23 protein-coding genes are annotated in these 26,194 nt (G+C 74.1%); 17 read left to right on the top strand and 6 right to left on the bottom strand.

The features are described 5' to 3' along the window. Positions 1-95 precede the first annotated feature (95 nt). Entirely contained in the window at positions 96-1,190 is a 1,095-nt protein-coding gene (locus tag EV386_RS08325) for a DUF4439 domain-containing protein (protein WP_130414017.1), read from the bottom strand. Between the two features lie 185 nt (positions 1,191-1,375). Here EV386_RS08325 and EV386_RS08320 point away from each other — a divergent pair, with 185 nt between their 5' ends. From EV386_RS08320 to truB, 6 genes are all read left to right on the top strand, one after another. Beyond that, the gene (locus EV386_RS08320) at positions 1,376-1,990 is read left to right on the top strand and encodes a ribosome maturation factor RimP (protein WP_130414015.1); all 615 of its coding nucleotides are present in this window, start codon (positions 1,376-1,378) and stop codon (positions 1,988-1,990) included. 1 nt (position 1,991) lies between these two features. Beyond that, positions 1,992-3,035, top strand: coding sequence for a transcription termination factor NusA (gene nusA / locus EV386_RS08315; RefSeq protein ID WP_130414013.1), 1,044 nt, complete (start codon positions 1,992-1,994; stop codon positions 3,033-3,035). 206 nt (positions 3,036-3,241) lie between these two features. Then, entirely contained in the window at positions 3,242-3,445 is a 204-nt protein-coding gene (locus tag EV386_RS18990; protein ID WP_242607892.1) for a YlxR family protein, read from the top strand. Positions 3,446-3,633: 188 nt separating this feature from the next. Beyond that, on the top strand, positions 3,634-6,546 hold the full coding sequence (gene infB, locus EV386_RS08305) for a translation initiation factor IF-2 (RefSeq protein WP_130414009.1): 2,913 nt from the start codon (positions 3,634-3,636) through the stop codon (positions 6,544-6,546). A gap of 99 nt (positions 6,547-6,645) precedes the next feature. Further along, positions 6,646-7,098 carry a 30S ribosome-binding factor RbfA gene (rbfA, locus tag EV386_RS08300; RefSeq protein ID WP_130414008.1) on the top strand — a complete coding sequence of 151 codons (453 nt, stop codon included), beginning with the start codon at positions 6,646-6,648 and terminating at the stop codon, positions 7,096-7,098. Between the two features lies 1 nt (position 7,099). Continuing rightward, positions 7,100-8,149 (top strand): tRNA pseudouridine(55) synthase TruB, encoded by a 1,050-nt coding sequence (gene truB, locus EV386_RS08295; RefSeq protein ID WP_130414006.1) that lies wholly within the window; start codon positions 7,100-7,102, stop codon positions 8,147-8,149. 58 nt (positions 8,150-8,207) lie between these two features. Here truB and EV386_RS08290 read toward each other — a convergent pair whose 3' ends face one another. Genes EV386_RS08290 through EV386_RS08270 form a run of 5 tightly spaced genes read right to left on the bottom strand, consistent with a single transcriptional unit; the run spans position 8,208 to position 14,064 of the window. Beyond that, positions 8,208-9,413, bottom strand: a complete 1,206-nt coding sequence (locus EV386_RS08290) for an NAD(P)/FAD-dependent oxidoreductase (protein ID WP_242607891.1) — start codon at positions 9,411-9,413, stop codon at positions 8,208-8,210. A 6-nt stretch (positions 9,414-9,419) separates the two neighbouring features. After that, positions 9,420-9,614: a ferredoxin gene (locus EV386_RS08285; protein ID WP_130414004.1), complete on the bottom strand. Its 195-nt coding sequence runs from the start codon at positions 9,612-9,614 to the stop codon at positions 9,420-9,422. Continuing rightward, a complete protein-coding gene (locus EV386_RS08280) occupies positions 9,611-11,275 on the bottom strand; it encodes a pyruvate, phosphate dikinase (RefSeq protein WP_130414002.1) in 1,665 nt (554 codons plus the stop codon). Before EV386_RS08280 ends, EV386_RS08285 begins: the two co-directional genes overlap by 4 nt. Positions 11,276-11,277: 2 nt before the next feature. Further along, positions 11,278-12,537, bottom strand: a complete 1,260-nt coding sequence (locus EV386_RS08275) for a histidine phosphatase family protein (RefSeq protein ID WP_130414000.1) — start codon at positions 12,535-12,537, stop codon at positions 11,278-11,280. Positions 12,538-12,546: 9 nt separating this feature from the next. Beyond that, positions 12,547-14,064, bottom strand: a complete 1,518-nt coding sequence (locus EV386_RS08270) for an AMP-binding protein (protein ID WP_130413998.1) — start codon at positions 14,062-14,064, stop codon at positions 12,547-12,549. 153 nt (positions 14,065-14,217) lie between these two features. On the opposite strand from EV386_RS08270, the gene EV386_RS08265 reads away from it, so the two are divergent. The 11 genes from EV386_RS08265 (at position 14,218) to EV386_RS08220 (ending at position 26,193) form a co-directional block, all read left to right on the top strand. Beyond that, entirely contained in the window at positions 14,218-14,955 is a 738-nt protein-coding gene (locus EV386_RS08265; RefSeq protein WP_130413996.1) for a TetR/AcrR family transcriptional regulator, read from the top strand. 66 nt (positions 14,956-15,021) lie between these two features. Beyond that, the gene (locus EV386_RS08260) at positions 15,022-16,755 is read left to right on the top strand and encodes a PEP-utilizing enzyme (protein ID WP_130413994.1); all 1,734 of its coding nucleotides are present in this window, start codon (positions 15,022-15,024) and stop codon (positions 16,753-16,755) included. Positions 16,756-16,782: 27 nt separating this feature from the next. Beyond that, on the top strand, positions 16,783-17,991 hold the full coding sequence (locus EV386_RS08255; protein ID WP_207216496.1) for a cytochrome P450: 1,209 nt from the start codon (positions 16,783-16,785) through the stop codon (positions 17,989-17,991). Then, positions 17,988-19,445, top strand: a complete 1,458-nt coding sequence (locus EV386_RS08250) for an aldehyde dehydrogenase family protein (protein ID WP_130413992.1) — start codon at positions 17,988-17,990, stop codon at positions 19,443-19,445. The genes EV386_RS08255 and EV386_RS08250 overlap by 4 nt, the downstream gene beginning before the upstream one ends. Positions 19,446-19,505: 60 nt before the next feature. Then, positions 19,506-20,285 (top strand): SDR family NAD(P)-dependent oxidoreductase, encoded by a 780-nt coding sequence (locus tag EV386_RS08245; protein WP_130413990.1) that lies wholly within the window; start codon positions 19,506-19,508, stop codon positions 20,283-20,285. Positions 20,286-20,312: 27 nt separating this feature from the next. Then, a complete protein-coding gene (locus EV386_RS08240; RefSeq protein WP_130413988.1) occupies positions 20,313-21,089 on the top strand; it encodes an SDR family oxidoreductase in 777 nt (258 codons plus the stop codon). After that, the gene (locus EV386_RS08235) at positions 21,086-21,832 is read left to right on the top strand and encodes a coniferyl-alcohol dehydrogenase (RefSeq protein WP_130413986.1); all 747 of its coding nucleotides are present in this window, start codon (positions 21,086-21,088) and stop codon (positions 21,830-21,832) included. The genes EV386_RS08240 and EV386_RS08235 overlap by 4 nt, the downstream gene beginning before the upstream one ends. Before the next feature lie 88 nt (positions 21,833-21,920). After that, positions 21,921-22,085, top strand: a complete 165-nt coding sequence (locus EV386_RS18285; RefSeq protein ID WP_165399879.1) for a hypothetical protein — start codon at positions 21,921-21,923, stop codon at positions 22,083-22,085. 163 nt (positions 22,086-22,248) lie between these two features. After that, on the top strand, positions 22,249-23,259 hold the full coding sequence (locus EV386_RS08230) for a bifunctional riboflavin kinase/FAD synthetase (protein ID WP_130413984.1): 1,011 nt from the start codon (positions 22,249-22,251) through the stop codon (positions 23,257-23,259). 135 nt (positions 23,260-23,394) lie between these two features. Next, positions 23,395-23,664, top strand: coding sequence for a 30S ribosomal protein S15 (gene rpsO, locus EV386_RS08225; RefSeq protein WP_130413982.1), 270 nt, complete (start codon positions 23,395-23,397; stop codon positions 23,662-23,664). 282 nt (positions 23,665-23,946) lie between these two features. Continuing rightward, positions 23,947-26,193, top strand: coding sequence for a polyribonucleotide nucleotidyltransferase (locus tag EV386_RS08220; RefSeq protein ID WP_130413980.1), 2,247 nt, complete (start codon positions 23,947-23,949; stop codon positions 26,191-26,193). Position 26,194 lies beyond the last annotated feature (1 nt).

The following is a 26,194-nucleotide window of genomic DNA, read 5'->3' as shown; positions in this document are numbered from 1 at the left end:
CCCGGGAGCGTGGCGGCGCCCGAAGGCCGACGGGGTGACGCGAGTCGGTGGTGCGCGAGCTGGTGGTGCGCGAGCTGGTGGTGCGCGAGCTGGCGTTACGCGAGTTCGGGCATGCCGGGGAAGGGGACGGGGGCCGCGCCCCACGCGTCGAGCGTGAGCGCCGACTCGACCAGCAGGTCCACGAGCACGCCGCGCGTGCTCGGGGCCGTCGTCCCGATGACGCTCGCGTAGTTCGTCGCCAGGCCCTGCTCGATCGTGCGCACCAGGGTGGCGTCGTCGTCGGCGCGCGGGATCGAGTACGCGACCCGGCGCGGGTCCTGGTCGGTGCCGGAGACGGACGCGAGCACCGCCCATGCCTGCGCGCGCTCACCGTGCGCTCGCGAGCGCGCGAGCAGGCGTTCGCGCGCCTCGTCGGAGGCGAGGGCCGCGCGCACCTCCAGCGCGTAGCGCGCGCCGTCCTCGGCGAGGATGAGGCCGCGGTAGTCGGCCGCGGTCAGGCCCTCGGGGGGCACGGTGTCCTCGGCGCCCGGCGCCGTCGTCGCGACGTCGCCCGGCTCGCTCGGCGACGGGCTCGGCGACGGGGACTCGTCGGCGGAGGCGGGCTCGGGGACCACCGGCGTCGTGTGCTCGGGCCCAGGCACGCCGACCAGCGCCGCCAGCCGGGTCGCCCCGACGGACTGCGAGGCGCCGATCGACCCGAGCAGCCGAGCGATCGGGCCGTCCGCGGCGGTGGTCGCCGCGGTGCGGTTGCGGCCCGCGGCGTCGACGAGCGCGCCGACGACCTCGGCCGGTGTGGCGGGCTCGGCGCTCTCCTGGGCCCCGCCCTCGGGGGCGAGGCTGGGCTCGTCGGTGTCGAGCCCCGAGTCGTAGGGGCCGCCGAGCGCGTCCGCGTGCGCATGGGCCGCCGCGGCGACCTGGGCGAGCTCGGCGTCCACGTCCGCGGGCAACCCCTGCGCCGATTGCGCCGACTGGGCGAGCTCGGCGACGCCGAGGGCGTCGTTCGCGGCGGTGCGGCGCACCAGTTCGGCGGCGTCGGGCACCGGCTCGGCGGGCGGAGCGGTCTCCAAGCGCACACCGCAGGCCGGCAGCACGACGACGAGCGCGAGGGCCGTCAGAACGCCGACGAGGCGGGCGGCGCGACGGGCGACGCGGCGGTCCGGGTGGGGCGCGGTGGCCGTAGAGGGTCTCATCGACTCCGATCCTGCCACTCGACGGGCCGGGACGAGTGTGTGCGACGTCGCGCCCTGGCGCGCCCCGCGACGTGCGGTTTCGGGTCGTGGCGGGCGGCGGGGCCGTTACGCTTGACGACGCACAACAACACACCGGTCGTGCCCGACCTGGAGTGGACCACCGGATGGCCGACGGGAGGCAGGCGATGGCAGGGCCGAGGAATGAGCGCACGTCCGGCGGGTCGGCGACCGCGGACGCGGTGCGGCGCGTCGTGGCCCCCGCGGTCGACGCGCAAGGACTGTGGCTCGAGGCTGTCACGACGACGCGGGCCGGGTCGCGCTCGGTCGTGCGAGTGACCGTCGACCTGCCGCAGGACGAGATCGGCAGCCTCGGCTCCGACGCGCTGGGTGACGTCTCTCGCGCGATCTCGGCGGCGCTCGACGCCGACGACGTCGTGCCCGGCGTGTACGTGCTGGAGGTCTCGACGCCGGGAACCTCGCGTCCGCTGACCGAGCTGCGCCACTTCCGCCGCGCGCGGACCCGGCTGGTCACGCTCACGCTGACCGACGGCGGTGAGGTTGTCGGGCGGCTCGAGGACGTCGTCGAGGCGGACGGCGGCCCGGTCCTGGTGCTCGACGACGGCGCGCGCGTGCCCCTCGAGGCGGTCCGCCGCGGCCGCGTGGAGGTCGAGCTCAAGCGGCTCGACGACGAGGCGGACGCGGACCTCGCGGACGACACCGACGACCCTGACGACCACGCTGACGACGCGGGCACGAACCGCACCGAGAACCTGGGCGCCAGCGGCGCCGTGGAGGGCTGAGATGGACATCGACATGACCACGCTGCGACTGCTCGAGCGCGAGCGGGACATCAGCCTGGACGTGCTCGTCGAGGCGATCGAGCAGGCCCTGCTGTCTGCCTATCACCGGACCCCGGACGCCTACCACCGCGCCCGCGTCGAGGTGGACCGTCGCTCGGGCCACGTCACGGTGTGGGCCCGCGAGGAGATCCGCACTCCGGACGACGAGGACCCCGAGGGTCGGCCGGTGGTCGACCTCGGCCCCGAGTTCGACCACACGCCGCACGACTTCGGCCGCATCGCGACCGCCACCGCGCGCCAGGTCATCGTCCAGCGTCTGCGTGACGCCGAGGACGACCAGGTGCTGGGCATGTTCCGCGGCAAGGAGGGCGAGGTGATCGCGGGCGTCATCCAGCAGGGCCGCGACCCGCGTGTCGTCCTGGTCGACATCGGCGGCACCGAGGCGGTGCTGCCGCCGCACGAGCAGGTGCCCACCGAGGAGTACACGCACGGCGAGCGGCTGCGCGCCTACGTCGTCGAGGTCGCCCGCGGCCCCAAGGGCGCCCAGGTCACGCTCAGCCGCACGCACCCCGCGCTGGTGCGCAAGCTGTTCGAGCTCGAGGTGCCCGAGGTCGCCGACGGGTCGGTCGAGATCACCGCGATCGCGCGCGAGGCCGGCCACCGCTCGAAGGTCGCCGTGCGCTCCAAGGTGCAGGGCCTCAACGCCAAGGGCGCCTGCATCGGCCCGATGGGCGCGCGTGTGCGCGCGGTCATGGCCGAACTGCACGGCGAGAAGATCGACATCGTCGACCACTCCGACGACCCGGCCCGCTTCGTGGCCAACGCGCTGTCCCCGGCGCGCGTGACGTCCGTCACCGTCGTGGACGCGGACGCCCGGGCGGCGCGCGCCGTCGTGCCCGACTACCAGCTCTCGCTCGCGATCGGCAAGGAGGGGCAGAACGCGCGCCTGGCCGCGAAGCTCACCGGCTGGCGGATCGACATCCGCTCCGACGAGGCGGCCGATCCGGGCGCTCCCGCGGCGCAGAGGGACCGCGACCCGTCGTGAGCCCGGCGCCCGCGCCGCAGGCGCCGGTTCCCTCGCAGCACGACCCGCGCGCTAGACTGTCGGCGACCGGGCCGCGCGCCCAGGGTCCAGCACGCTCACGCACCGCCTCACCGGTGGCCCGTTCCACGGGCTCCGCCGGACCGGTGCGCACGTGCGTCGGATGCCGGGAGCGCGACCTGCGGTCGGCACTTTGGAGGCTGGTCCTCGTGCCGGACGCCACGGACGGGGCAGCGCCCCGTGTCGTGGTCGACGAGCGCAAGGCCCTGCCGGGACGCGGCGCCTGGATCCATCCCGTCGCCGCGTGCCTGGACCTCGCCGTTCGACGGCGGGCCGTGCCGCGCGCACTGCGCGTGACCGCCCCGCTCGACCTGGCGGGCGTCCGGGAGCACCTGGAGTCCGCCGAGCGTTGACCACGGTCACCGCACGTCCGCCCCACGGCGGACGGAACCCGACCGGGGCCCACGCCCCGGCCGCACCACGCGTACGTCGACAAGGAAGCGGGTCAGAAGCCGATGGGCACCCGATGAGTCCCCAGCGATGAGTACTCGGTACTAACGACGGTCCACCCTGTCCCGGGGAGGGCCGAGACAGGAGAGATGTGGCGAAGGTCCGCGTGCACGAGCTCGCCAAGGAGCTCGGCGTGACTAGTAAGGCCCTGCTGGACGATCTGAAGGCCGCAGGCGAGTTCGTCCGGTCAGCGTCCTCGACGCTTGAGGCGCCGGTCGAGCGCATGATGCGTGAGAAGCACAAGAGCGCCTCCCCGGCGGCCGCTCCCGCAGCCAAGGCCGCCCCCGCGGCGAAGGCCGCTCCCGCGACGACGCCCTCGGCGCCCACCCCGGCGCCCGCGGCTCCGGCCGCTTCGGCCCCGGCTGCGCAAGCCCCCGCCGCGCCGGCTCCGGCTCCGGCCGCGCCGGCTCCGGCTGCTCCCGCAGCCGCGGCGCCGACCGCCGCGCCGCGGCCCGCTCCGGCCGCGCGTGCGGCCGCTCCGGCTCCCGGCCCGCAGGCGACCCCTGCGCGCCCGGCCACCCCGCGTCCGGCGGGCAACGCGCCGCGCCCCGGCGCGCCCCGCCCCGCCCAGGGCGGCGAGCGTGGTGGCCGCCCCGGCGCCCCGCGCCCGGGCAACAACCCGTTCGCCTCGTCGCAGGGCATGCCGCGCCAGGGCGGTCGTCCCGGCGCGCCGCGCCCGGGCAACAACCCGTTCGCCTCGTCGCAGGGCATGCCCCGTCCGGGGCAGCGCGGCGAGCGTGACGGCGCGCGCAACGAGAACGCTCCCGCGGCCTCGGCCGGCGAGCGTCCGGGCGGTCCCCGTCCCGGCGGTCCCCGTCCGGGTGGCCCGCGCCCCGCGGCGCCCCGCCCCGGTGGTCCGCGCCCGAACCCCGGCATGATGCCGGGCCGCACCTCCATGCCCCGTCCGGGCGAGCGCCCGGCTGGCGCCGGCGCTGGCGGCGGCCGTGGTCGCCCCGGTGGTGGCGGCGGCTTCGGCGGCCGTCCTGGTGGCGGTGGCGCTCCCGGTGGTGGCGGCGGCTTCGCCGGTCGTCCCGGTGGCGGTGGCCGTGGTGGCGCCGGTCGTGGCTCCACGCAGGGCGCGTTCGGCCGCGCAGGCGGTCGTCCGGTCCGCGGGCGCAAGTCGAAGCGCGCGAAGCGGCAGGAGTTCGAGGCGATGCAGGCGCCGTCGCTGGGCGGCGTGTCCGTCCCGCGCGGCAACGGCGAGACGATCGTCCGCCTGCGTCAGGGCGCCTCGCTCAATGACTTCGCCGACAAGATCGACGCGAACCCCGCGTCGCTGGTGACCGTGCTGTTCCACCTCGGTGAGATGGCCACCGCGACGCAGTCGCTCGACGAGGCGACGTTCGGCGTCCTCGGTGAGGAGCTCGGCTACAAGATCGAGATGGTCTCGGCCGAGGAGGAGGACCGCGAGCTGCTCGGGTCGTTCGACATCGACCTGGACGCCGAGCTCGAGGCGGAGTCCGACGAGGACCTCGCCCCGCGTCCGCCCGTCGTCACCGTCATGGGTCACGTCGACCACGGCAAGACCAAGCTCCTCGACGCGATCCGCTCGACGGACGTTGTCGCGGGCGAGGCCGGCGGCATCACCCAGCACATCGGCGCCTACCAGGTGCGCACCGAGCACGAGGGCCTCGAGCGCGCGATCACGTTCATCGACACCCCGGGTCACGAGGCGTTCACCGCCATGCGTGCCCGTGGCGCCCAGGTCACCGACATCGCGATCCTCGTGGTCGCGGCCGACGACGGCGTGATGCCGCAGACGGTCGAGGCGCTCAACCACGCCCAGGCCGCCGGTGTGCCGATCGTGGTCGCGGTGAACAAGGTGGACAAGGAGGCGGCCAACCCCGCCAAGATCCGCCAGCAGCTCACCGAGTACAACCTGGTCGCGGAGGAGTACGGCGGCGACACCATGTTCGTCGACGTCTCGGCGAAGAACCGCATGGGCATCGACAGCCTCCTGGAGGCCGTCCTGCTGACCGCGGACGCCGCGCTCGACCTGCGCGCCAACCCGGACAAGGACGCGCGCGGTGTCGCGATCGAGGCCAACCTCGACCGCGGGCGCGGCGCCGTGGCCACCGTCCTGGTGCAGTCCGGCACGCTCCACGTCGGCGACGCGATCGTCGCGGGCACGGCCCACGGCCGCGTCCGTGCGATGTTCGACGAGCACGGCGAGGCGGTCGACGCCGCGGAGCCGGCGCGTCCGGTGCAGGTGCTGGGCCTGAGCTCGGTGCCCAGCGCGGGCGACACGTTCCTCGTCGCCCCTGACGAGCGCACCGCCCGTCAGATCGCCGAGAAGCGTGAGGCCGCCGAGCGTGCCGCCCTCCTGGCCAAGCGCCGCAAGCGCATCAGCCTCGAGGACTTCACCAAGGCCCTTGAGCTCGGCAAGGTCGAAACCCTCAACCTCGTCATCAAGGGTGACGTGTCCGGCGCCGTCGAGGCGTTGGAGGACGCGCTGCTCAAGATCGACGTGGGCGAGGAGGTCGAGCTGCGCGTCATCCACCGCGGCGTCGGCGCCATCACGCAGAACGACGTGAACCTGGCCACGGTCGACAACGCCGTGATCATCGGCTTCAACGTCAAGTTCGGCGAGCGCGTCGAGGAGCTGGCGGACCGCGAGGGCGTCGAGGTCAAGTTCTACTCGGTCATCTACCAGGCGATCGACGACGTCGAGGCGGCCCTCAAGGGCATGCTCAAGCCCGAGTTCGAGGAGGTCCAGCTCGGGACCGCGGAGATCCGCCAGGTCTTCCGCTCCTCGAAGTTCGGCAACATCGCCGGTTCGATCATCCGCTCGGGCACCATCCGACGGAACTCGAAGGCGCGCGTGCTGCGCGGCGGCAAGGTCGTCGGGGACAACCTCACGATCGAGTCGCTGCGTCGCGAGAAGGACGATGTCACCGAGGTCCGCGAGGGCTTCGAGTGCGGCATCGGCCTCGGGTCGTTCAACGACATCACCGAGGGCGACGTCATCGAGACCTTCGAGATGCGCGAGAAGCCGCGCTCCTGACCCGACCCCGGTGGTTGAGCCCGACCACCCCCGCCAATCCTGGCGGGGGTGGCCCCGGGCTCAACCACCGTTCGCGTCGCCGGCCCTGAAAGGACCCCCATGAACGAGAACCCGCGCGCCAAGCGGCTCGCCGACCGCATCAAGGTCATCGTCGCCCAGATGCTCGACACCCGGATCAAGGACCCGCGCCTCGGGTTCGTCACCGTCACCGACGTGCGCGTCACCGGTGACCTGCAGGGCGCCTCGGTCTTCTACACCGTCTACGGCTCCGACGAGGAGCGCGCCGGCACGGCCGCGGCGCTCGAGAGCGCCAAGGGCCTCATCCGCTCCGAGGTCGGCAAGCAGACGGGCGTCCGCCTGACCCCGACCATCGACTTCCACCTCGACGCCGTCCCCGAGACGGCGGCGCACCTGACGGCCGCGCTCGCCGAGGCCCGCCGCCGCGACGAGGAGCTCGCCGCGCTGCGCGCGGGCAAGGCGTTCGCGGGCGACGAGGACCCGTACCGCAAGCCGCACGACGACGAGGACGACGCCCTCGACGACGAGGCCTGAGGTGCCCGACGCTGCGCGCCCGCCGCGCCGCCCCACGGCGCCCGACGGGTTCGTCGTCGTCGACAAGCCGGCCGGGTGGACCAGCCACGACGTCGTCGGGCGGGTCCGCCGGCTGGCCGGCACGCGCAAGGTCGGCCACGCCGGCACGCTCGACCCCATGGCCACGGGCGTGCTCGTGGTCGGCGTCGGCAAGGCGACCAAGCTGCTGACGTACGTCGTCGGCGCCGACAAGGCGTACGACGCCACCATCCGGCTCGGCGTCGGCACCACGACCGACGACGCCGAGGGCGAGGTCGCGGCGACGCCCGGCTACACCGGGTCGGCCGACGACGCCGCGCTGCGCGCCGCGGTCGCGGACCTGACGGGCGACATCCTCCAGGTGCCCACGACGGTCTCGGCGATCAAGGTCGACGGCAAGCGCGCCTACGCCCTCGCCCGCGCGGGCGAGCAGGTCGACCTCAAGGCCCGTCCCGTCACCGTGAGCGAGTTCACCGTCCACACCGCGCGCGCGACGACGGCCGTGGCGCCACCCCCGGTCGAGCCTGTCGAGACCCCTCCCGCGCCCGTCAAGACCCCCGCGCCGGTCGAGACCCCCACGCCGGTCGAGCCTGTCGAGACCCCCGCGATCCCGGTGCTCGACGTCGACGTCACCGTCACGGTCTCCTCGGGCACCTACGTGCGCGCGCTCGCTCGCGACCTCGGCGCGGCACTCGGCTCCGCCGGCCACCTGACCGCGTTGCGGCGCACCCGGGTCGGCGGCCACACCCTCGCCGACGCGCGCACGCTGGAGGCCATGGAGGCCCAGGCCGACGCCGACGGCGTGCTCGCCACGATCCCGCTCGCCGACGCCGCGCGGGCCACCTTCCCCGTGCGCCCGCTCTCGGCGGACGAGGCCCGCGATCTGGGGTATGGCCGCCCGATCACGCCGACGGGGCGAGCGGAGACCGTGGCCGCGATCGGGCCTGACGGCGCCCTGGTCGCGCTGTTGGAGGACTCCCGGCGCCGCGGCGAGGACCTCGCTCGGCCGGTGCTGGTGCTCGCCGCGGCCTGACGCCGCCCGGGCGACGGCGCGGGGGCGGCCCGGCGGGGCGCACGTGAGGCGGCGCACGTCAGGCGGGGCGCACGCGGCTCGCCGCCAGTGCGAGTCCGTCCGCCCACGACGCCCCTCGGGCGATGAGCGCGCGGTACTTCATGATGTCGCCACGCCGGTTGAGGGCCAGGGCGCCGACGAGGCGGTCGCCCGTGCGGTACAGCGCGACGAAGGCGGGCTCGTCCCACCCGCCCGCGACGACGGAGGGCTCGCCGTCGGGGACGCCGACGAACTGGATCCGGTCCTCGTACCAGTCGGACCAGAAGAACGGCACGTGCGCAAACGGGGTCGCGGCCCGCGGGTCGAGCGCGTTGCGCATCGCGTGGGCGCCCTGCTCGGAGGCGTTGGTCCAGTGCTCCAGGCGCATCGAGACGCCGAATTGAGGGTGGGCCCAGCGGGCGACGTCCCCGGCGGCGTAGACGCCGGGCGCGCCGGTGGCGAGCGTCGCGTCGCACACCACACCGCCGTCGAGCCGCAGCCCCGACTCGGCCAGCCACGTAATGTCCGGCGTCGCTCCGATCCCGACGACCACGAGGTCCGCGCGCACGAGGGACCCGTCCATGAGGCGCACCCCCCTGACGCGCCCCTCGCCCTCCAAACCCGCCACCATGACGCCGCAGCGCAGCGCGGCGCCATGGCGCGAATGCAGGGCGGCCAGTGCCGCCCCCGCGGTGGCGCCGACCGAGCGGGTCAGCGGGGTGGGCAGCGACTCCAGGATGGTCACGTCGAGCCCTCGTCTGCGCGCCGCAGAGGCCACCTCGGCGCCGATGAACCCCGCGCCGACCACCACCGTGCGCGCTCCGGCGTCGAGGTGTGCGCGCACGGCGCGGGCGTCGTCGACCGTGCGCAGGGTGTGCACGCCGGCCAGGCCCGCCGTCCCCGGCAGGGTGCGGGCCTGGGCGCCGGTGGCGATGAGGAGCGCGTCATAGGGCGTCTCGCGGCCGTCGACGCTCACCACGCGCTCCTGCGTGTCGAGTCCGCTGGCCCCGGCGCCGAGCAGCACCTCGGCGTCGAGGTCGTCCGCGATCCGGTCGGCCCCGGTCAGGAGCGGTGTGTCCAGCGGCCCGGCGTCCGCGAGGAAGGCCTTGGACAGCGTGGGCCGGTCGTAGGGCGCGTGCGGCTCGGCCCCGATGAGCGTGAGCCGTCCCGCGAACCCCGCCTTGCGGGCGGCTTGGGCCGCGCGCATCCCGGCCAGGCCGGCGCCGACGATCACGACGCGCTCCACCGCTGCTCAGCACTCCTCGATGCGCAGCGCCTCGGTCGGGCAGGCGTCGACGGCGGCCTCGACGGCCTCGCGGTTGCCCTCGTCGACGACCGTCACCTTGAGCACCAGCGTCCCCTCGTCGTCGATCTCGAACACGTCGGGCGCCGCCGCCTCGCACACGCCGAGGGTGGTGCACCGGTCGCGGTCCACACAGATCCTCATCGGGCTCGCTCCTCGTCTCGGTGGTCGTCGGCGCCCGCCCATCGCTCCAGCACCGCCAGCTCGGGCAGCCGGTTCGCGAGGATCCGCTCGGGGTCGGCCGCCTCGGCGTGCTCGGCCGCGGCCCCGCGCCAGATCTGCCCGGTGGCGCCGTCGATCGTGATCACGTCACCGGCGCGGGCGACGACACGCCCGCCGTCGAGGACGCCCTCGGCGCCGACCGTCAGGTGATGCGCGCCGACGACGGTCGGCACACCCCAGCCGCGGGCCACCACCGCCGCGTGGCTGACCAGGCCGCCGGTCGTCGTGAGGACACCCGCCGCGGCCGACATCCCGGCGATGTCGTCGGGGCTCGTCTCGGGGCGCACGAGGATGTAGTCGCCCTCCGTCTCGGCGGCCTCCTCGCTCGACAGCACGACCCGGCCGGACGCGCGCCCGGGGGAGACGCCGATCCCCGAGCCCAGCGAGGGCGCCGTCGACTCGACCGCGCAGCCCTCCTGGTCGAGCACCTCGTGCCGGGCTCTGGCCCGCAGGTCGGCGGGCACACGCGCGACGGCCTCCGCGGGGGTCAGGGCGATGGCGCCGTCGTGCGTCATGCGCACGGCCGCGCGCACCGCGGCGACCGCTCCGCGCCGCGCGACGCGCGTCTGCAGCAGCCACAGCCTGCCCCTCTCGACCGTGAACTCGACGTCGCAGATGTCGCGGTAGTGGGCCTCCAGGCGCCGCAGCGCGGCGCACAGGTCGCGGTGGGCGTCCGGCACGTGCTCGGCCATGCGCGCGATCGGCAGCGTCATGGCCTTGCCCGCCACCACGTCCTCGCCCTGCGCGTGGGGCAGGTAGTCGCCGTAGAGCACGTCGTGGCCCGTCGTGGGGTCGCGTGTGAACACGACGCCGGTGCCCGAGTCGGCGCCGTCGTTGCCGAACACCATGGCCTGCACGTTGACGGCGGTGCCCAGGTCGTCGTCGACTCCCTCCGTGGCCCGAGACGCGCGGGCGCGCGGGGAGTCCCACGACCGGAAGACGGCTTCGACGGCCTGGCGGAGCTGGACGTCGGGGTCGGTCGGGACGCCCTGGCCCGCCGCGGCCTCGACGGCCGCCTTGAGGGCGGCGACCCGCTGCCGCGGATCCTGCGCCCGGGCGTCCGCGCGCGGCGGCAGCCGCCCGTCGGGCACGCCCATGACGGTGGTGGCGTACAGGTGCAGGAACCTTTGGTAGGTGTCCCACGCGAACGACGGGTCACCGGATCGTTCGGCCAGGGCGTGGGCGGTCTCGTCGTTGAGCCCGATGTTGAGCACCGTGTCGAGCATGCCCGGCATGGATCGCGGAGCCCCGCTGCGCACCGCCAGAAGCAGCGGGTCCGCCGGGTCGCCGAACGACCGGCCCATCGTCTCGCTCAGCCTCGCGACCGCCGACCGCAGCGCGGCGTCGAGGCCCGCAGGCCAGCCCGCGGCGCGGTACCGGCGGCACAGCGGCACCGCGAGGGTGAACCCGGGCGGCACGGGCAGGCCCAGCGCCGAGGTCATCTCGGCCAGTCCGGCGCCCTTGCCGCCCAGCAGGTCCGTCAGCTCGCGCGGCGGCGAGGCGTGGGCGTGGTCGAACGGGAAGACGGCGTCCCCGGGCGCCTGGTCGACGGGCAGCGGGCGGGTGGCACGGGTGCGGAGCATGATCAGTGTCCGTCCTTCGCAGAGCGCTCGCGGCCCAGCGTCGAGAGCAGGTCTTGGTGCAGCGCCATCCACAGGTCGTGGTAGCTGCCGGACAGGGGCGCCGACAGCGCACCGAGGTCGCCGCCGAGCAACCGGTCGCGCGCGTCGGTGAGGGCCGAGGAGTACCAGCCGAACCGTGGCAGCGCGTGCGCGAGCCCGCCGGTCAGGCCCATGGCCTCGCGGTGCAGGGCCTCAAGCCGTTCGAGGACCGCACGGTCGTACGCGGCGTCGGCGTGGTCGTTGGGAACGGCGTCCTTGACCTGCCAGCTCGTGCAGATGCGCTTGAACGGCTGGTTGAGCGCGACGAACGCCTCGTGCGCGCGCTCCACCTCGCCACGCACACCGCTGCGCTCCAGCTCCTCGGCGAGCGCGCGGGCATGCCAGACTCGCCCGGCCGCGGTGAGCGACCACCCGGCGAGCCGCCCGGTGCGGGCGCGCACGAGGTCATCGCGCTGCGCCGAGGCCAGCGCGTCGGCGATCTCGCCCTCGGGCAGCCCGGTCAGCCGCGAGACGTATTGCGGCGTCGCCATGCCCAGGACCCGCAGGGCATGGGTGACGAGAAGCCGCGTCGAGGTCGGCGTCGACGTCGTCCGCTGGTCGGCCATGGTCTCCTCCTGTGGTGGGTTCGGCCCGTGGGGCAGCAGATGGGAGGTCTCGTTGGCGCTGCGCAGGCTGCGACGGCCCTCCTGGTCGGCCATCACGCGCGTGATCGACGTGTAGCCAGGCTCGAAGAAGAAGGGGTCGCGCAGGCCGAGCACGTCCGCCACGTAGGCGTTGATGACGCCGAAGTGGCAGACCAGGGCGACGACCTGGGAGGGGTGGCGGGTGACGATCCGCTCGACGCAGGTCACCACCCGGCGCTGGAAGGCGTCGAGGTCGATCGTCACGCCGTCCCAGCGGCCCGCCCGCAGGCCCTCCCAGAGCGCGGCCAGGTCGTCGGTGCGCTCCTCGGTGGGGATGTAGAGCGAGGCGCCCGTGTCGAACTCGGCCAGGCCGTCATCGACGTGGGCGGTCAGCCCGGTCGCCGCGGCGAGCGGAGCGGCCGTCTGTCCGGCCCGTCGCATCGGGCTGCGGTAGAGCGCGTCGACCCGGGCTCCGGACCCCGCGAGGAACTGAGCCAGGAGACCGGCCTGGCGGTGGCCCTCCGGGCTCAGGTGCGGGTCCGCGGGTTCGTGCGCGGTCGCCGGCTCCGGTCGAGCGTGCCTGATGAGCAGCAGTTCCATGGCTGTCCTCTACGGTGTCTGCTCGGGCCAGTAGGCGGCCCGGAGCGGCGCGAGCAGCAGCTTGCCGGTCGCGGTGCGGGGGAGTCGGTCGACGAAGTCGACGGCGCGGGGGCACTTGAAGTGGGCGAGGCGCGCCCGGGCGAGGGTGATCAGGTCCTCGGCGAGCGCGTCGTCGCCCGCGCGGCCCGGCTCGGGCTGGACGATCGCCCGAACGCTCTCGCCGAACTCGGTGTCCGGCACGCCGATCACGGCGACGTCGGCGACGTCGGGGTGCGTGATCAGGACGTCCTCCACCTCGCGCGGGTAGATGTTGACCCCGCCCGAGATGATGGTCTGCCCCGCCCGGCCGGTCAGGTACAGGTAGCCGTCGTCGTCGAGCCGGCCGAGGTCGCCGACGGCGCCCCAGGCCGAGCGGGGGGCCGGGCCCTGCGGCGTCGGGGGTGGCTCGAACCACACGGCGCCGACGGAGCCCACCGGCAGCTCGGCGCCGTCGTCGTCGAGGATGTGCAGGCGCCCGCGCACGGCGGTGCCGACCGAGCCGCGGTGCGCGCGCCACTCGGCGGGGCCGATGGCGGTGTGCCCGTAGCCCTCCGACGCGCCGTAGTACTCGTGGAGGATCGGCCCCCACCACTCGAGCATGGCCTCCTTGACGTCGGGGGAGCAGGGCGCGCCGGAGTGGACGGCGACCCGGTGCGACGACAGGTCGTGTCGGTCGCGCTCGGCCTGGGGCAGGCGCAGCAGGCGGACGAACATCGTCGGCACCCACTGGCTGTGGGTCACGCGGTGGCGCTCGATGGCGCGCAGCGCCGCGGCGGGGTCGAACCGCTCCATGAGCACGACGGCGCCGCCGAGCTGGTGCACCGTCTGCAGGAACGCGAATGGCGCGGCGTGATACGCCGGCCCCGTCGACAGGTAGACGGGGTCGGGTGTGTCGAACCCCAGGCGCGAGAGCAACGGGCCCAGTCGCAGCGGCAGGTCGCGCGGGTGCGCGTCGGGGACCGGTTGGCGCAACGCCTTCGGTCGGCCCGTGGTGCCCGAGCTGAACAGCAGCCGTGCGCCCGCGGCCTCGTCCGCGGCCGGCAGCGGCGTCGCACGGGAGACGGCCCGCTCGTAGTCGGCCCATCCGCGCGACTCGGGCCGAGGCGCGTCGGCGACGAGGCAGCCCGCACGCCACTGCGCACGGTCGAGCGCGGCGCCGACGGTCGCGGCGAGCCGGGCGGAGGTGACCACGACGGTGGGTGCCGCCTGCGTGATGAGCGGGGCGAGCTCATCGGGGCCCAGGTGGGTGTTGACCGGCGCGACGACAAGGCCCGCGCGCAGGCACGCCCAGACGACCTCACCCCAGCGCACGTCGTTCTCCCATGCGACCAGGACGACGTCGCCCCGCCCCGCGCCGTGCTCGCGCAGCGCGCCGGCCACGAGGCGGCTGCGCTCGTCGAGCTCGCGGTAGGTCACGACGCGGCCCTCGTTCGCCATGATCAGCGCCGGCCGCTCCGGTGCGCGCAGCGCGTGGTCACCCGGGTACATGCGATCGATCCTTATCTCCTCGATAGTGACTAGCGATCACATTCGTCAGGTTCGGGACTGTACGGCTGGCGACCGTTATCGCACAAGACCCCGGCGCATAGCCCCGGAAACAGCCCCTTGACATGGGTGGACGCGCTATGGCTAACTCCCTGCATGGCATCGACGGCGGCAGGCGACGCGACGCGAGCGTCAGCAATAGCGACTGACAGTCGCATCGCGTCGAGCCTTGAACCGCAGGCGCCCGACGCCTCCACGAGCGGGCTCTTCGGCAGCGGGGCGAGCACCGCCCGCGGCGCGCGCACCCGCGAGCGGCTGGTCGCGGCCGCCGCCACCTGCTTCGCCGAGTACGGCTACACACGCACGCGGATCAGCGACATCGTGGGCAACGCGGGCGTCTCGCAGGGCAGCTTCTACCGACACTTCGCCAACAAGGGCGAGGCGTTGCTCGCCGTGATCGAGCCGTGCGTGCGTGACCTGCTGTGCTCGACGCGCCGCCTGAACGCGACCGGGCTGGACGACCGGGAGGCGCTGGTGCGCTCCACGGTCGCGTACTTCACGACCTACGCCCAGCACCGCCACCTCATGCGCGTGACCCGCGAGGCATCCTCGGCCCAGGACGGCAGCGGGTTCGCCGAGAGCTGGCTGCGCATCCGCGCCGAGTTCACCGAGCGGACGGCGCGATGGCTGCGCCGGCTCGAGCGCGAAGGTCGCATCGACGCCGACCGCGCCACGGACCTGGTCGCGGACGCGCTGGGCGCCATGACCGACCAACTCGCCTACACGCACATCGGGCTGCCCGCCCGCGCACCCCGCGTCGAGGAGCTGCAGCAGCTCGGCCGCGTCGTCGGCGAGCTGTGGTACCAGGCGGTGTACGGCTCGCGGTCTCCCTGAGGCCGCGAGCGGACCGTCGAGGCGCGGCCCGTCCCCACCGGAACCGATCACAAAGGAGTGAGTCACATGCCGGAGCGATGGGTGGTCGACAACGACCCGAGTGAGAAGTTCCCGATCTACACCCGTGGCAACGTGGGGGAGGTCTTCCCCGACCCGGTCGCCCCCTTCTCCTGGACGCTGTGGGGGATCCCGCACGCCGAGCCGGGCTGGGCCGAGGCACTCGTGCGGTTCGGCGCGTTCGACGACGACGAGTTCACGCCGGGCGTGATGGAGACGCTGGGGGTGTTCGGCGGGTACGCGTACCTCAACGTGAGCATCACGCGCGTCTTCGGCGCCCGCGTGCCGGGGATGTCGCCCGAGGCCGTCGACCAGACCTTCTTCGGCGCCGAGGCGGCGACCGCGCCGCCGTACATGGCGGGCCCGCACGACGAGAGCCCGACGCACGCCGAGCGCAGCGCGAAGACCCTCGAGTGGATCCTGACGGCCACCCGGCTTCCCGAGCAGGAGGCGTCGCGCGACACGGTGCGCGCCCTGCGGGACCAGCGCCCCGACCTGGGTGCGCTGACCGACGCGCAGCTCCTGGAGCGGGCGCGCGACCTCATCAACACCCATTGGCAGCGCCTGTGGGTCGAGCACATCTTCCTGACGCACTGCGCGCTGGTCCCCCCGGCGATCCTGGGCGCCGTCGCCGCCGCGCTGGACGACCCGACCCTGGTGACCCGGCTGATCAGCGGCCTGGGAGAGGTCGACAGCGCGCTGCCCGCCCACGCGCTGTGGGACCTGTCGCGGACGGTGACCGCCTCCGCGCACCTCACGCAGGCCTTCGACACGGGCGTCGACGGGCTGCGCGCACGCCTCGAGGCCTCGAGCCACCCCGACGCCACCGGGTTCCTGGCGGCGTTCGACATGTTCATCCGCGCCCACGGCGCCCGGGGCTTCAACGAGTGGGAGATGCGGTCACGCACGTTCGAGACGCACCCCGAGATCGCGTGGTCGGCCATCGACCGGATCCGTCACGCCCCCAACTCGGCGGACCCCCGCGACGCGCAGCGGCGACTCGGCTCCGAGCGCGAGGCGGCGCTCGCCCAGGCCGCGGCCGCGCTGGCGGGTGACCCGCCGACCCAGGCGCAGTTCCTGGCGGGCGCGCAGGCGGCCCGCACGTTCCTGGCGGGACGCGAGCGCAGCAAGACCAACGTGATCACCCTGGTGCACGAGGCGCGCATGGCGATGCGCGAGCTGGGCCGTCGCATGGTCGAGCGGGGAGTCTTCGCCGAGGTCGAGGACTTCGGCATGCTCACCGACGCCGAGTGGACGTCAGTCATCTCCGACGCCTCCCAGGTCGCGCAGATCGTGCCCCCGCGCAAGGAGCAGATGGCCCGGCTCGCGGCGCTCGAGGCTCCGTTCATCGTCGACGGACAGGTGCCCCCGCTCGACACGTGGCGGCGCCGGGCGGTCGACGTCGCCCCCGCGGCGCCCGGCGACGTGCTCCAGGGCGTGCCCGGCTGCCCGGGGACCGCGACCGGCCGTGTGCGCGTCATCACCGACCCGTCGGACCCGCGCGGGTTGGAGCCCGGCGACGTGCTGGTCGCCGCGATCACCGACTCGTCGTGGACGCCGCTGTTCATCCCGGCCGGGGCCGTCGTCGTGGACCAGGGGGCGACCGTCAGCCATGCCGTGATCGTCAGCCGCGAGCTGGGCATTCCGTGCGTCGTGTCGGTCGGCGTCGGCAGCCGCTCGCTCCAGGACGGCCAGTGGGTGTCGGTCGACGGCGCCACGGGCACGGTCACCGTCATCCAGTGAGCCCGCGGACGCGGGGAAGGAGCGTCAATGACCACCTCGGGGCTGACCCTGGAGTCCATCGACCTCACCGACGCGCGCATGTTCGCGCAGGGGCGCGACGGCGAGGCCTTCCGCCTGCTGCGCGACCACGCGCCCGTCTTCTGGAACGACGAGCCGGACGGTCCCGGGTTCTGGTCGGTGACGCGGCATGCGGACGTCGACGCGGTGGCGAAGGACGCGGCGACGTTCTCCTCAGCCGACGGCACCCAGATCCAGAGCCGCAGGGCCGAGGGCGAGAGCCATTCGATCCACAATATGGACGCCCCGCGGCACCTGCTGCTGCGCAAGGTCATGGTGCCCCACTTCACCCCGCGGCGGGTGCTGGGGTGGCAGGGCCGGATCGTCGACGTCGTCACCGGACTGCTGGACGAGGCCGTGGAGCGCGGTGAGCTCGACTTCGTCGCGACGGTGTCCGAACGGCTGCCGCTGTTGGTGTTCGCGACGATGCTGGGCGTGCCCAGCCAGGACGCGCCGCTCCTGCTGCGGTGGACGAACATGATCGCGAGCCAGGACCCGGACCACGCGCCCATGCCCGACGCGTTGGCGACGGCTCGCGCCGAGCTGTTCGACTACTTCCACGCGCTGGCCGACGCGCGCCTCGCCGAGCCGCGCGAGGACCTCGTCAGCGTGCTGACGCACGCCGAGGTCGAGGGCGAGCGGCTGCGGCCCGACGAGCTGGACCCGTTCTTCCTCCTGCTCACGGTGGCCGGCAACGAGACCACCCGGAACCTGCTGTCGGGCGGTGTGCGCGTCCTGAGCCGAGCCGGCCTGTGGCCCGAGCTGGAGCGACGCCCCGAGGTGTTGCCCGCGGCCATCGAGGAGATGCTCCGCTGGGTGTCGCCCGTGATCAACATGCGGCGGACGGCGAGCGAGGACGTGACCCTGCACGGCACGCGTGTCGCGGCGGGGCAGAAGGTCGTCCTGTGGTTCGCCTCGGCCAACCGTGACGAGCGCGTCTTTCCCGACCCGGACACGTTCGTCCTGGGCGGGCGCACGAACGCGCACCTCGCGTTCGGGGCCGGACCGCACTTCTGCCTGGGCGCGCATCTGGCCCGCCTGGAGGCGCGGCTCTTCTTCGAGGCGGCGCTCCAGCGCGGCGTCCGCTTCGAGGTGACCGGCGAGCCCGACTGGCTGCTGTCCAACTGGTTCCGCGGCGTCAAGAGGCTGCCGGTGCGCGTCGTGCGGGGCGGAGCATGACCGGCTTGGCGGGGGTCCGCACGCGCCTGCTCCGCGACCGCGACGAGCTCTATGTGGGCGGCGAGTGGGTCCGCTCCCAGTCGCGGTCGGTGATCGAGGTCGAGAACCCGGCGACCGAGCGGATCGTGGCGAGCGTCGTCGCCGGCGACGGCGCCGACGTCGAGCGCGCGGTCGGCGCGGCGCGGACGGCGTGGCCCGCGTGGGGGCGGCGCCCGGTCGAGGAGCGCGCGCGGCTCGTCTCGCGGCTCGCCGACGAGCTCGCCGCACGCGGAGGCGAGCTCGGCGTCGTGACGGCGACCGAGATCGGCACGCCGCTGCGGCAGGCGATCGCGGCTCAGGCGGGCATGCCCGTCGAGGTGCTGCGCGCGAGCGTCCGCGTCGCACAGCGCCACCCGTGGCGGCAGAGCCTCGCGGGCAGCACCGTGGTGCGTGAGCCGGCGGGGGTGGTGGCGGCCATCACGCCGTGGAACTACCCGTTGCACCAGATCGCGGCCAAGGTGGGGCCCGCGCTGCTGGCCGGGTGCGCGGTGGTCCTCAAGCCCAGCGGACTCGCCCCCCTCAACGCGTTCGCCTTCGCCGAGTGCGTGGCGGCGGCCGGTCTGCCGCCCGGCGTGTTCAACCTGGTCACCGGCCCCGGGCGTGAGGTCGGCGAGGCGCTCGTGACACATCCCGACGTCGCCGTCGTCTCGCTGACGGGCTCGGTGGCCTCCGGCGCGCGCGTAGGACAGCTCGCCGCGGCGGGCGTCAAGCGGTGCTGTCTGGAGCTGGGCGGCAAGTCCGCCAACGTCCTGCTCGACGACGCCGACCTCGACGTCGCGATCCCGAGCGCCGTGTGGCAGGGGCTGGCCAACAGCGGGCAGGCGTGCAACGCGCTGTCGCGCGTCGTGGCGCCCCGCGACCGGGTCGCCGAGGTGGAGGAGCGGCTGGTCGCCGCGGTCGAGGAGCTGCGCGTCGGCGACCCGTTCGCCGACGGCACCGACCTCGGCCCGCTGATCAGCGCCGCCCAGCGCGATTCGGTCCGCTCACACATCGCCGGGGCGCTGGCGTCGGGCGCACGGCTCCTGACCGGGGGACCGCGGGCCCCCGAGGGCCTGGACCGCGGCCACTTCCTGCGGCCCTCGGTGTTCTCGCGCGTGGCGCCCGACTCCCCGCTCGCCCAGGACGAGGTCTTCGGCCCGGTGCTGGTCGTTCTGCCCTACACCGGCGAGAGCGAGGCCGTCGCGATCGCCAACGCGTCGCGCTACGGCCTGTCCGGGGGCGTCTGGTCCGCCGACCCTGACCGGGCGGCGCGCGTCGCCGGTCAGATGCGCACGGGCCAGGTCAAGGTCAACGGGGTGCGCACGCGCGACCGCTTCGACGCCCCGTTCGGCGGGTATGGGCACTCGGGCGTCGGGCGCGAGCTCGGCGAGTTCGGGATCGACGAGTTCGTGGAGGTCAAGTCCATCCTGCGATGAGGCAGGCGAGCCTTCGCAGCCACATCCGCATCTCAACGAGGAGACAGGGAAGTGATTGGCATGGGGAACCGACTCGCAGGCAAGACAGCCGTCGTCACCGGAGCGGCGGGCGCGCTCGGCGGCGCCATCGCCGTGCGCCTGGCCGCTGAGGGGGCGAATCTCGTCGTCGTCGGCAGCGGCCGCAGTCCGCTCGACGCGGTGCGCGTAGCCGTGGAGGCCGAGGGAGCGAAGGTGGAGGCGGTGGAGGGCGACGTCGCCACGCCGGAGGGCGTCACGGCCTACCTCGACGCCGCCGACCAGCTCGGCGGCGTCGACGTGCTGGTCAGCAACGCCGGCGTTCAGGCCGGCATCATGCCGCTGACCGATCTGGAGGAGGACTCGTTCGACACCATCATGCGCGTCAACGTGCGCAGCGTGTTCCTCGGCCTCAAGTACGCGGGGCCTCGGATGGCGGCGCGCGGCGGCGGCGTGATCGTCAACGTGGCGTCGGTGGCCGGGCTGCGCGGCGTGCCTCTCATCGCCGCCTACTGCGCCTCCAAGCACGCGATCATCGGCCTCACCAAGGCCGCCGCGGCCGAGCTCGCCGGGTCGGGCGTGCGTGTCAACGCGCTGGCGCCGGGCGTCATCGAGTCGCCCATGATGCGCGACATCGAGAACGGCGCCGCACCCGGCGCCCCCGAGCAGGCCAAGGCCGCCTACACCGCACTGACCCAGCTCGGCCGCTACGGGAGCCCCGAGGAGGTCGCGAGCGCCGCGGCGTTCCTCGCCAGCGACGAGTCGTCGTACATGACAGGCGGTTACCTGCGCTTCGACGGCGGCATGGCCGTCGACAGCGCGTGACCGCGCCGGCGTGCGCGGGAGGTCGTCATGCGCGCACAGCGCCCTGAGTCCGCCCTGGTCACCGGGGGCGCCAGCGGCGTCGGCCGGGCGATCGTCGAACTGCTCGCCGACCGCGGTGTGAGGGTCGTCGTCGCGGACGTCGACGAGGACGCCGGGGACAGGCTCGCCACCGCGGTCGGCGGGCGGTTCGTGGCCACCGACGTCCGCGCGCCCGACGACATGGAGCGCGCCGTCGAGGCCGCGTCCGGGCTGGGCCGACTCGCCTACGTCAACCTCGGCGCGGGTGTGGCGCGGCCGGGCCCCGACGCGCTCGCGGTCGATGACGCGACGTTCGACCTGCTGTGGCAGACCAACGTGCGCGGTGTGTGGAACGGGGTGCGGGCCGCGGCGCCCGCGCTGCGCGCCGCCTGCGACGCCGACGGCCCGGGCCGGATCGTGGTGACCGCGTCGCTCGCCGGCGTGGCGACCTGGCCTGACGACCCGCTCTACACCGCGACCAAACACGCGGCCGTCGGACTCGTGCGGGCGCTGGCGCCCGCCCTGGAGCGCCGGGGCGTCACGCTCTCGGCGATCTGTCCCGGCTTCGTGAACACCGGCCTCATCCCCGCCCAGTACCGCACGGGCCAGTTCCCGCTCCTGTCCGCCGCGACGGTCGCGCGGCTGGCGCTCGCGGCCCACGAGCCCGGCGGGCTCTACGTGCTGCAGCCCGGCGTCGAGCCGATCGCCTACCGCCCCCGCGGGGTACCGGGCGCGCGGGACGCCGAGGGGCGCGTGGCGCGGCCGCCGCGGATCGAGGGGACATGAGGCGCGTCGTCGTGACCGGGGCGGCGTCCGGAATCGGCGCCGCGCTCGCGCGCCGGTTGGCCCAGGACTGCGAGGTGATCGGACTCGACCGCAAGGCCGCGCCGGACGACGCGATCGAGTTCGTCGAGTGCGACCTGGCCGACGCCGACAGTGTCCGCGAGGCGCTCGGCGCGCTGCCCGACCGCATCGACGGGCTCGCGAACGTCGCGGGCGTGCCCGGCACCGCGCCCCCGCGGACGGTGATCGGGGTCAACCTGCTCGGCACGCGACGCCTGACCGAGGCGCTGGCCGACAGGATCGCGGTCGGCGGCGCGATCGTCGCCGTCGCCTCGCTCGCCGGATACCACCCCGGCTTCGAGGACCGGATCGCATGGCTGCTGGCGGCCGACGACGACGCGGCGCTCGAGTGGGCCGGGTCCAGCGGGATCAGCGGCGCGCAGGCCTACGACGTGTCGAAGAAGGCCGTGCTCGCCTACTCCCGGCGCCTGTGCGCGCGGCTGGCGCCCCGCGGCGTGCGCAGCTGCACCGTGAGCCCGGGGCCCGTCGAGACGCCGATCCTCGGCGACTTCGAGACCTCGATGGGCGGCGCGGTCCAGCGGGCCGCGGCGCACACGGGCCGCCACGCGCAGCCCGAGGAGATCGCGGCCGTCGTGGCGTTCCTGCTGTCGCGCGAGGCCTCCTGGGTCAACGGGACGGACGTCGTCGTCGACGGCGGGCTGACGTCGAGGCGCGCCGAATCGTGAGGCACGCCACGCCGACCGGAGGTGTGGGGCCACCCCCCGGGGGCCAGGATGGAGGCATCGCACGCCGCACGAGGAGGTCGACGACGACATGCAGGACCGCACGAACGACACGCAGCCCGCGAACCAGTACGACGACGCCGCTGGCTTCGCCGGGTACGACGACCTGGAGCCGAGCAAGCTCATCAAGCCCCGCGTGGTGCTGGAGAAGCTCGATGACGAGGCGGGGTTCGCCGGGTACGACGACGCACGCTGAGGACGTCAGGTGACGGGGCGCGCGCGGCATCGCCGCGCGCGCCCCGTCGCGTCTGCGCCGCCTCGCGCGCCCAGGCGCGTGTGATCACGCTCTACGCTTGGCCTTCGTGCGGTTCGGGTCGGGCTCCGGGCCGAGGACGAGCGGACGACGAGGAGCGAAGCGCGTGCAGGTGTGGCATGACCTGGCCGAGGCCGCCAAGGCCCTCACGGCCGGTGTGGGGCAGGGCGGTCACTCCTCCTGCGTGGTGACGATCGGGAACTTCGACGGTGTGCACCGCGGACACCGCGCGGTGCTCGGCCGCGTGGTCGGCCTCGCGCGCGCCGACGGCCGCGCCGCCGTCGCCGTGACGTTCGACCCGCACCCGGCGCAGGTGCACCGCCCCGACGACGCGCCCGAGCTGCTGACCGGGCTCGACGACCGGCTCGACCTGATGGCCCAGACCGGGCTCGACGCCGTCCTCGTCCTGCGCTACACGCTCGACCTGGCGGGCCTGACGCCCGAGGAGTTCGTCACCCGCTACCTCGTCGAGGCGCTGGCGGCGCGCACCGTCGTCGTCGGCCACGACGTGCGGTTCGGCAAGGGCAACTCCGGCTCGCTGGCCACCATGGTCGAGCTCGGCGGAGCGCACGGGTTCGAGGTCGTCGCGGTCGACGACATCGGTGTGTGCCGTCCGCAGACCGCGGGCGGCAGCCCCCGCTGGTCGAGCTCGGCGGCGCGGGCCCTGCTCGCCGAGGGCGACGTCGCCGGCGCCGCCGACGTGCTCGGGCGCGCGCATCGGGTGCGCGGCCTCGTCGTGCACGGCGACGCGCGCGGACGCCTGCTCGGCTTCCCCACCGCCAACCTCGGCGCCATCCAGGGCATGGTGCCGGCCGACGGCGTCTACGCCGGATGGCTGCGCCGTCCCGGGCTCGCCGCGGCGGGCCCGGACCACGCCGATCACGCCGACCGCGTGCTTCCGGCGGCGGTGTCGGTGGGCACCAACCCGACGTTCGACGGCGTGGACCGGCGCGTGGAGGCCTACGTGCTGGACCGCGACGACCTCGACCTGTACGACGAGGAGGTCGTCGTCGAGTTCGTCGAGCGGCTGCGCCCGACGCTGCGGTTCGACAGCGTGGACGACTTGGTCGTGCAGATGCGCGCCGACGTCGACCGGGCGCGCGACCTGCTGGGGTGACGGGCCGCACGCGCCCTGCGACCGGACGGGCAGGGCCGCGCTGGTAGGATGACCAGGCCGTACGAACGGCCGCGGATCCAGAGCGCCCGGTGGAAGAGCCCCGGTGCACCGCGCAACGACACCGAGGAGAGCCACATGCCGCTCGACAACGCCACCAAGAAGGCGATCATCACCGAGTACGCGACCCACGAGGGTGACACGGGCTCGCCCGAGGTGCAGATCGCGCTCCTGACGCAGCGCATCAAGGACCTGACCGAGCACCTCAAGGAGCACAAGCACGACCACCACTCGCGTCGTGGCCTGCTCCTGCTCGTCGGCCAGCGCCGTCGCCTCCTGGGCTACCTCCAGAAGATCGACATCCAGCGTTACCGCTCGCTGATCGAGCGCCTCGGCCTGCGTCGCTGACGCTCCTCGGCCGAGCCGTAGGCGGCGATGGCGGCGGCCCGCTCCCACGGGACGCCACACGCCGTTGACATCTGACGCCAGACCGGCCCGGTCCCTCTCGCTGGGGCCGGGCCGTTCTGGTGAGATGTACCCGTAGTCACGTAGCAGAACCATGTCGCGCCGGGCTCCCGTCCGGTCCTCGGTAGTGGCCTCCCGAACGTCGCCCCGCTCCACGCGGAGGCTGTCGGTGGGCCTCGATCGAAGACCGCCGGAACCGGCGCCCTCGCAGATGGGAGGGCACCCGTGGAGGGTCCCGAGATCCAGTTCGCCGAGGCCGTCATCGACAACGGCCGCTTCGGCACCCGCACCGTCCGCTTCGAGACGGGCCGTCTGGCCCGCCAGGCGGCCGGCTCAGTCGCCGCCTACCTCGACGGCGAGACGATGCTCCTGTCGGCCACGACGGCCGGCAAGCACCCCAAGGAGCAGTTCGACTTCTTCCCGCTGACGGTCGACGTCGAAGAGCGCATGTACGCCGCGGGGCGCATCCCCGGCTCGTTCTTCCGCCGAGAGGGCCGTCCCTCGACCGAGGCGATCCTCGCCTGCCGTCTGATCGACCGCCCGCTGCGCCCCCTGTTCGTCAAGGGCCTGCGCAACGAGGTCCAGGTCGTCGTGACGGTCCTGGCCATCCACCCCGACGACGCCTACGACGTGCTCGCGATCAACGCCGCGTCGCTGTCGACCCAGATCTCCGGCCTGCCCTTCTCGGGTCCGGTCGCGGGTGTGCGCATCGCGCTCATCGACGGCCAGTGGGTCGCCTTCCCGAAGTACTCGGACAAGGAGCGCGCCGTCTTCGAGATGGTCGTCGCCGGCCGCGTCGTCACCGACGCCGCGGGTGACGTCGACGTCGCCATCGCGATGATCGAGGCCGAGGCGACCGACGACGCCTGGAGGCTCATCCAGGAGGGCGTCCAGGCGCCGACCGAGGCCGTCGTGGCCGAGGGCATCGAGGCCGCCAAGCCGTTCCTGCGCGCGCTGTGCGAGGCCCAGGCCCAGCTCGCCGCCCAGGCCGCCAAGGAGGTCCAGGAGTTCCCGCTGTTCCCGGACTACCAGGACGACGCGTACGCCGCCGTCGAGGCCGCCGCCACCGAGCGCGCGTCGCAGGCCCTGACGATCGCCGACAAGCAGACCCGTGAGGCCCGCCTCGACGAGATCAAGGCCGAGCTGCTGGCCGAGCTGGGCGAGCAGTTCGAGGGTCGCGAGAAGGAGGTCTCGGCCGCCTTCCGCTCGGTGCAGAAGAAGCTCATGCGCCACCGCGTGCTCACCGAGCAGATCCGCATCGACGGTCGCGGTCCGCGCGACATCCGCACGCTCTCGGCCGAGGTCGAGGTCATCCCGCGCGTGCACGGCTCGGCCATCTTCGAGCGCGGCGAGACCCAGATCCTGGGTGTGACCACGCTCAACATGCTGCGCATGGAGCAGCAGATCGACTCGCTCGGGCCGGTCACGCGCAAGCGCTACATGCACAACTACAACTTCCCGCCGTTCTCGACGGGTGAGACCGGCCGCGTGGGCTCGCCCAAGCGCCGCGAGATCGGCCACGGCGCGCTCGCCGAGCGCGCCCTCGTGCCGGTGCTGCCCTCGCGTGAGGAGTTCCCCTACGCGATCCGCCAGGTCTCCGAGGCGCTGGGCTCGAACGGCTCGACGTCCATGGGCTCGGTGTGCGCCTCGACGCTGTCGATGCTCAACGCCGGTGTGCCGCTGCGCGCCCCTGTCGCGGGCATCGCGATGGGCCTCATCTCCGACGAGGTCGACGGCCAGACGCGCTACGTCGCGCTGACCGACATCCTCGGCGCCGAGGACGCGCTGGGCGACATGGACTTCAAGGTCGCCGGCACGCGCGAGTTCGTCACCGCCATCCAGCTCGACACCAAGCTCGACGGCATCCCCGCCTCGGTGCTCGCCGGCGCGCTGACCCAGGCCCACGAGGCCCGCGTGACGATCCTCGACGTCATCAACGAGGCCATCGACGTCCCGGACGAGATGTCCCCGAACGCCCCGCGCGTCATCTCGGTCAAGGTGCCGGTCGACAAGATCGGCGAGGTCATCGGCCCCAAGGGCAAGATGATCAACCAGATCCAGGAGGAGACCGGCGCCGACATCTCGATCGAGGACGACGGCACGGTCTACATCGGCGCCACCGACGGCCCGTCGGCGGAGGCCGCGCGTGCGGCGATCAACGCGATCGCGAACCCGCACGTGCCCGAGGTGGGCGAGCGCTTCGTCGGCACCGTCGTCAAGACGACGTCGTTCGGCGCGTTCATCTCGCTGTCCCCGGGCAAGGACGGGCTGCTGCACATCTCGCAGATCCGCAAGCTCGTGGGCGGCAAGCGCGTCGAGAACGTCGACGACGTGCTGTCGGTGGGCCAGAAGGTCCAGGTCGAGATCGGCGAGATCGACCCGCGCGGCAAGCTGTCGCTCGTGGCCGTGACCGACGAGGACGACGCACAGTCCGAGGCCCCGGCCGAGGGCGCTGAGCCCGCCGAGGCCTGAG

Source organism: Xylanimonas ulmi, from assembly GCF_004216535.1.
Lineage (GTDB): Bacteria > Actinomycetota > Actinomycetes > Actinomycetales > Cellulomonadaceae > Xylanimonas > Xylanimonas ulmi.
This window is presented reverse-complemented; position numbering and strand designations above follow the sequence as displayed.

Coding starts and splice junctions, on each gene's coding strand:
- rpsO (WP_130413982.1), top strand. CDS start 23,395: ATGCCGCTCGACAACGCCACCAAGAAGGCGATCATCACCGAGTACGCG.
- rbfA (WP_130414008.1), top strand. CDS start 6,646: ATGAACGAGAACCCGCGCGCCAAGCGGCTCGCCGACCGCATCAAGGTC.
- EV386_RS08275 (WP_130414000.1), bottom strand. CDS start 12,537: ATGGAACTGCTGCTCATCAGGCACGCTCGACCGGAGCCGGCGACCGCG.
- EV386_RS08235 (WP_130413986.1), top strand. CDS start 21,086: ATGAGGCGCGTCGTCGTGACCGGGGCGGCGTCCGGAATCGGCGCCGCG.
- EV386_RS08270 (WP_130413998.1), bottom strand. CDS start 14,064: ATGTACCCGGGTGACCACGCGCTGCGCGCACCGGAGCGGCCGGCGCTG.
- EV386_RS08325 (WP_130414017.1), bottom strand. CDS start 1,190: ATGAGACCCTCTACGGCCACCGCGCCCCACCCGGACCGCCGCGTCGCC.
- EV386_RS08265 (WP_130413996.1), top strand. CDS start 14,218: ATGGCATCGACGGCGGCAGGCGACGCGACGCGAGCGTCAGCAATAGCG.
- EV386_RS08245 (WP_130413990.1), top strand. CDS start 19,506: ATGGGGAACCGACTCGCAGGCAAGACAGCCGTCGTCACCGGAGCGGCG.
- EV386_RS08285 (WP_130414004.1), bottom strand. CDS start 9,614: ATGAGGATCTGTGTGGACCGCGACCGGTGCACCACCCTCGGCGTGTGC.
- nusA (WP_130414013.1), top strand. CDS start 1,992: ATGGACATCGACATGACCACGCTGCGACTGCTCGAGCGCGAGCGGGAC.
- EV386_RS08260 (WP_130413994.1), top strand. CDS start 15,022: ATGCCGGAGCGATGGGTGGTCGACAACGACCCGAGTGAGAAGTTCCCG.
- EV386_RS08255 (WP_207216496.1), top strand. CDS start 16,783: ATGACCACCTCGGGGCTGACCCTGGAGTCCATCGACCTCACCGACGCG.
- EV386_RS08250 (WP_130413992.1), top strand. CDS start 17,988: ATGACCGGCTTGGCGGGGGTCCGCACGCGCCTGCTCCGCGACCGCGAC.
- EV386_RS08320 (WP_130414015.1), top strand. CDS start 1,376: ATGGCAGGGCCGAGGAATGAGCGCACGTCCGGCGGGTCGGCGACCGCG.
- EV386_RS18285 (WP_165399879.1), top strand. CDS start 21,921: ATGCAGGACCGCACGAACGACACGCAGCCCGCGAACCAGTACGACGAC.
- EV386_RS08240 (WP_130413988.1), top strand. CDS start 20,313: ATGCGCGCACAGCGCCCTGAGTCCGCCCTGGTCACCGGGGGCGCCAGC.
- EV386_RS08280 (WP_130414002.1), bottom strand. CDS start 11,275: ATGCTCCGCACCCGTGCCACCCGCCCGCTGCCCGTCGACCAGGCGCCC.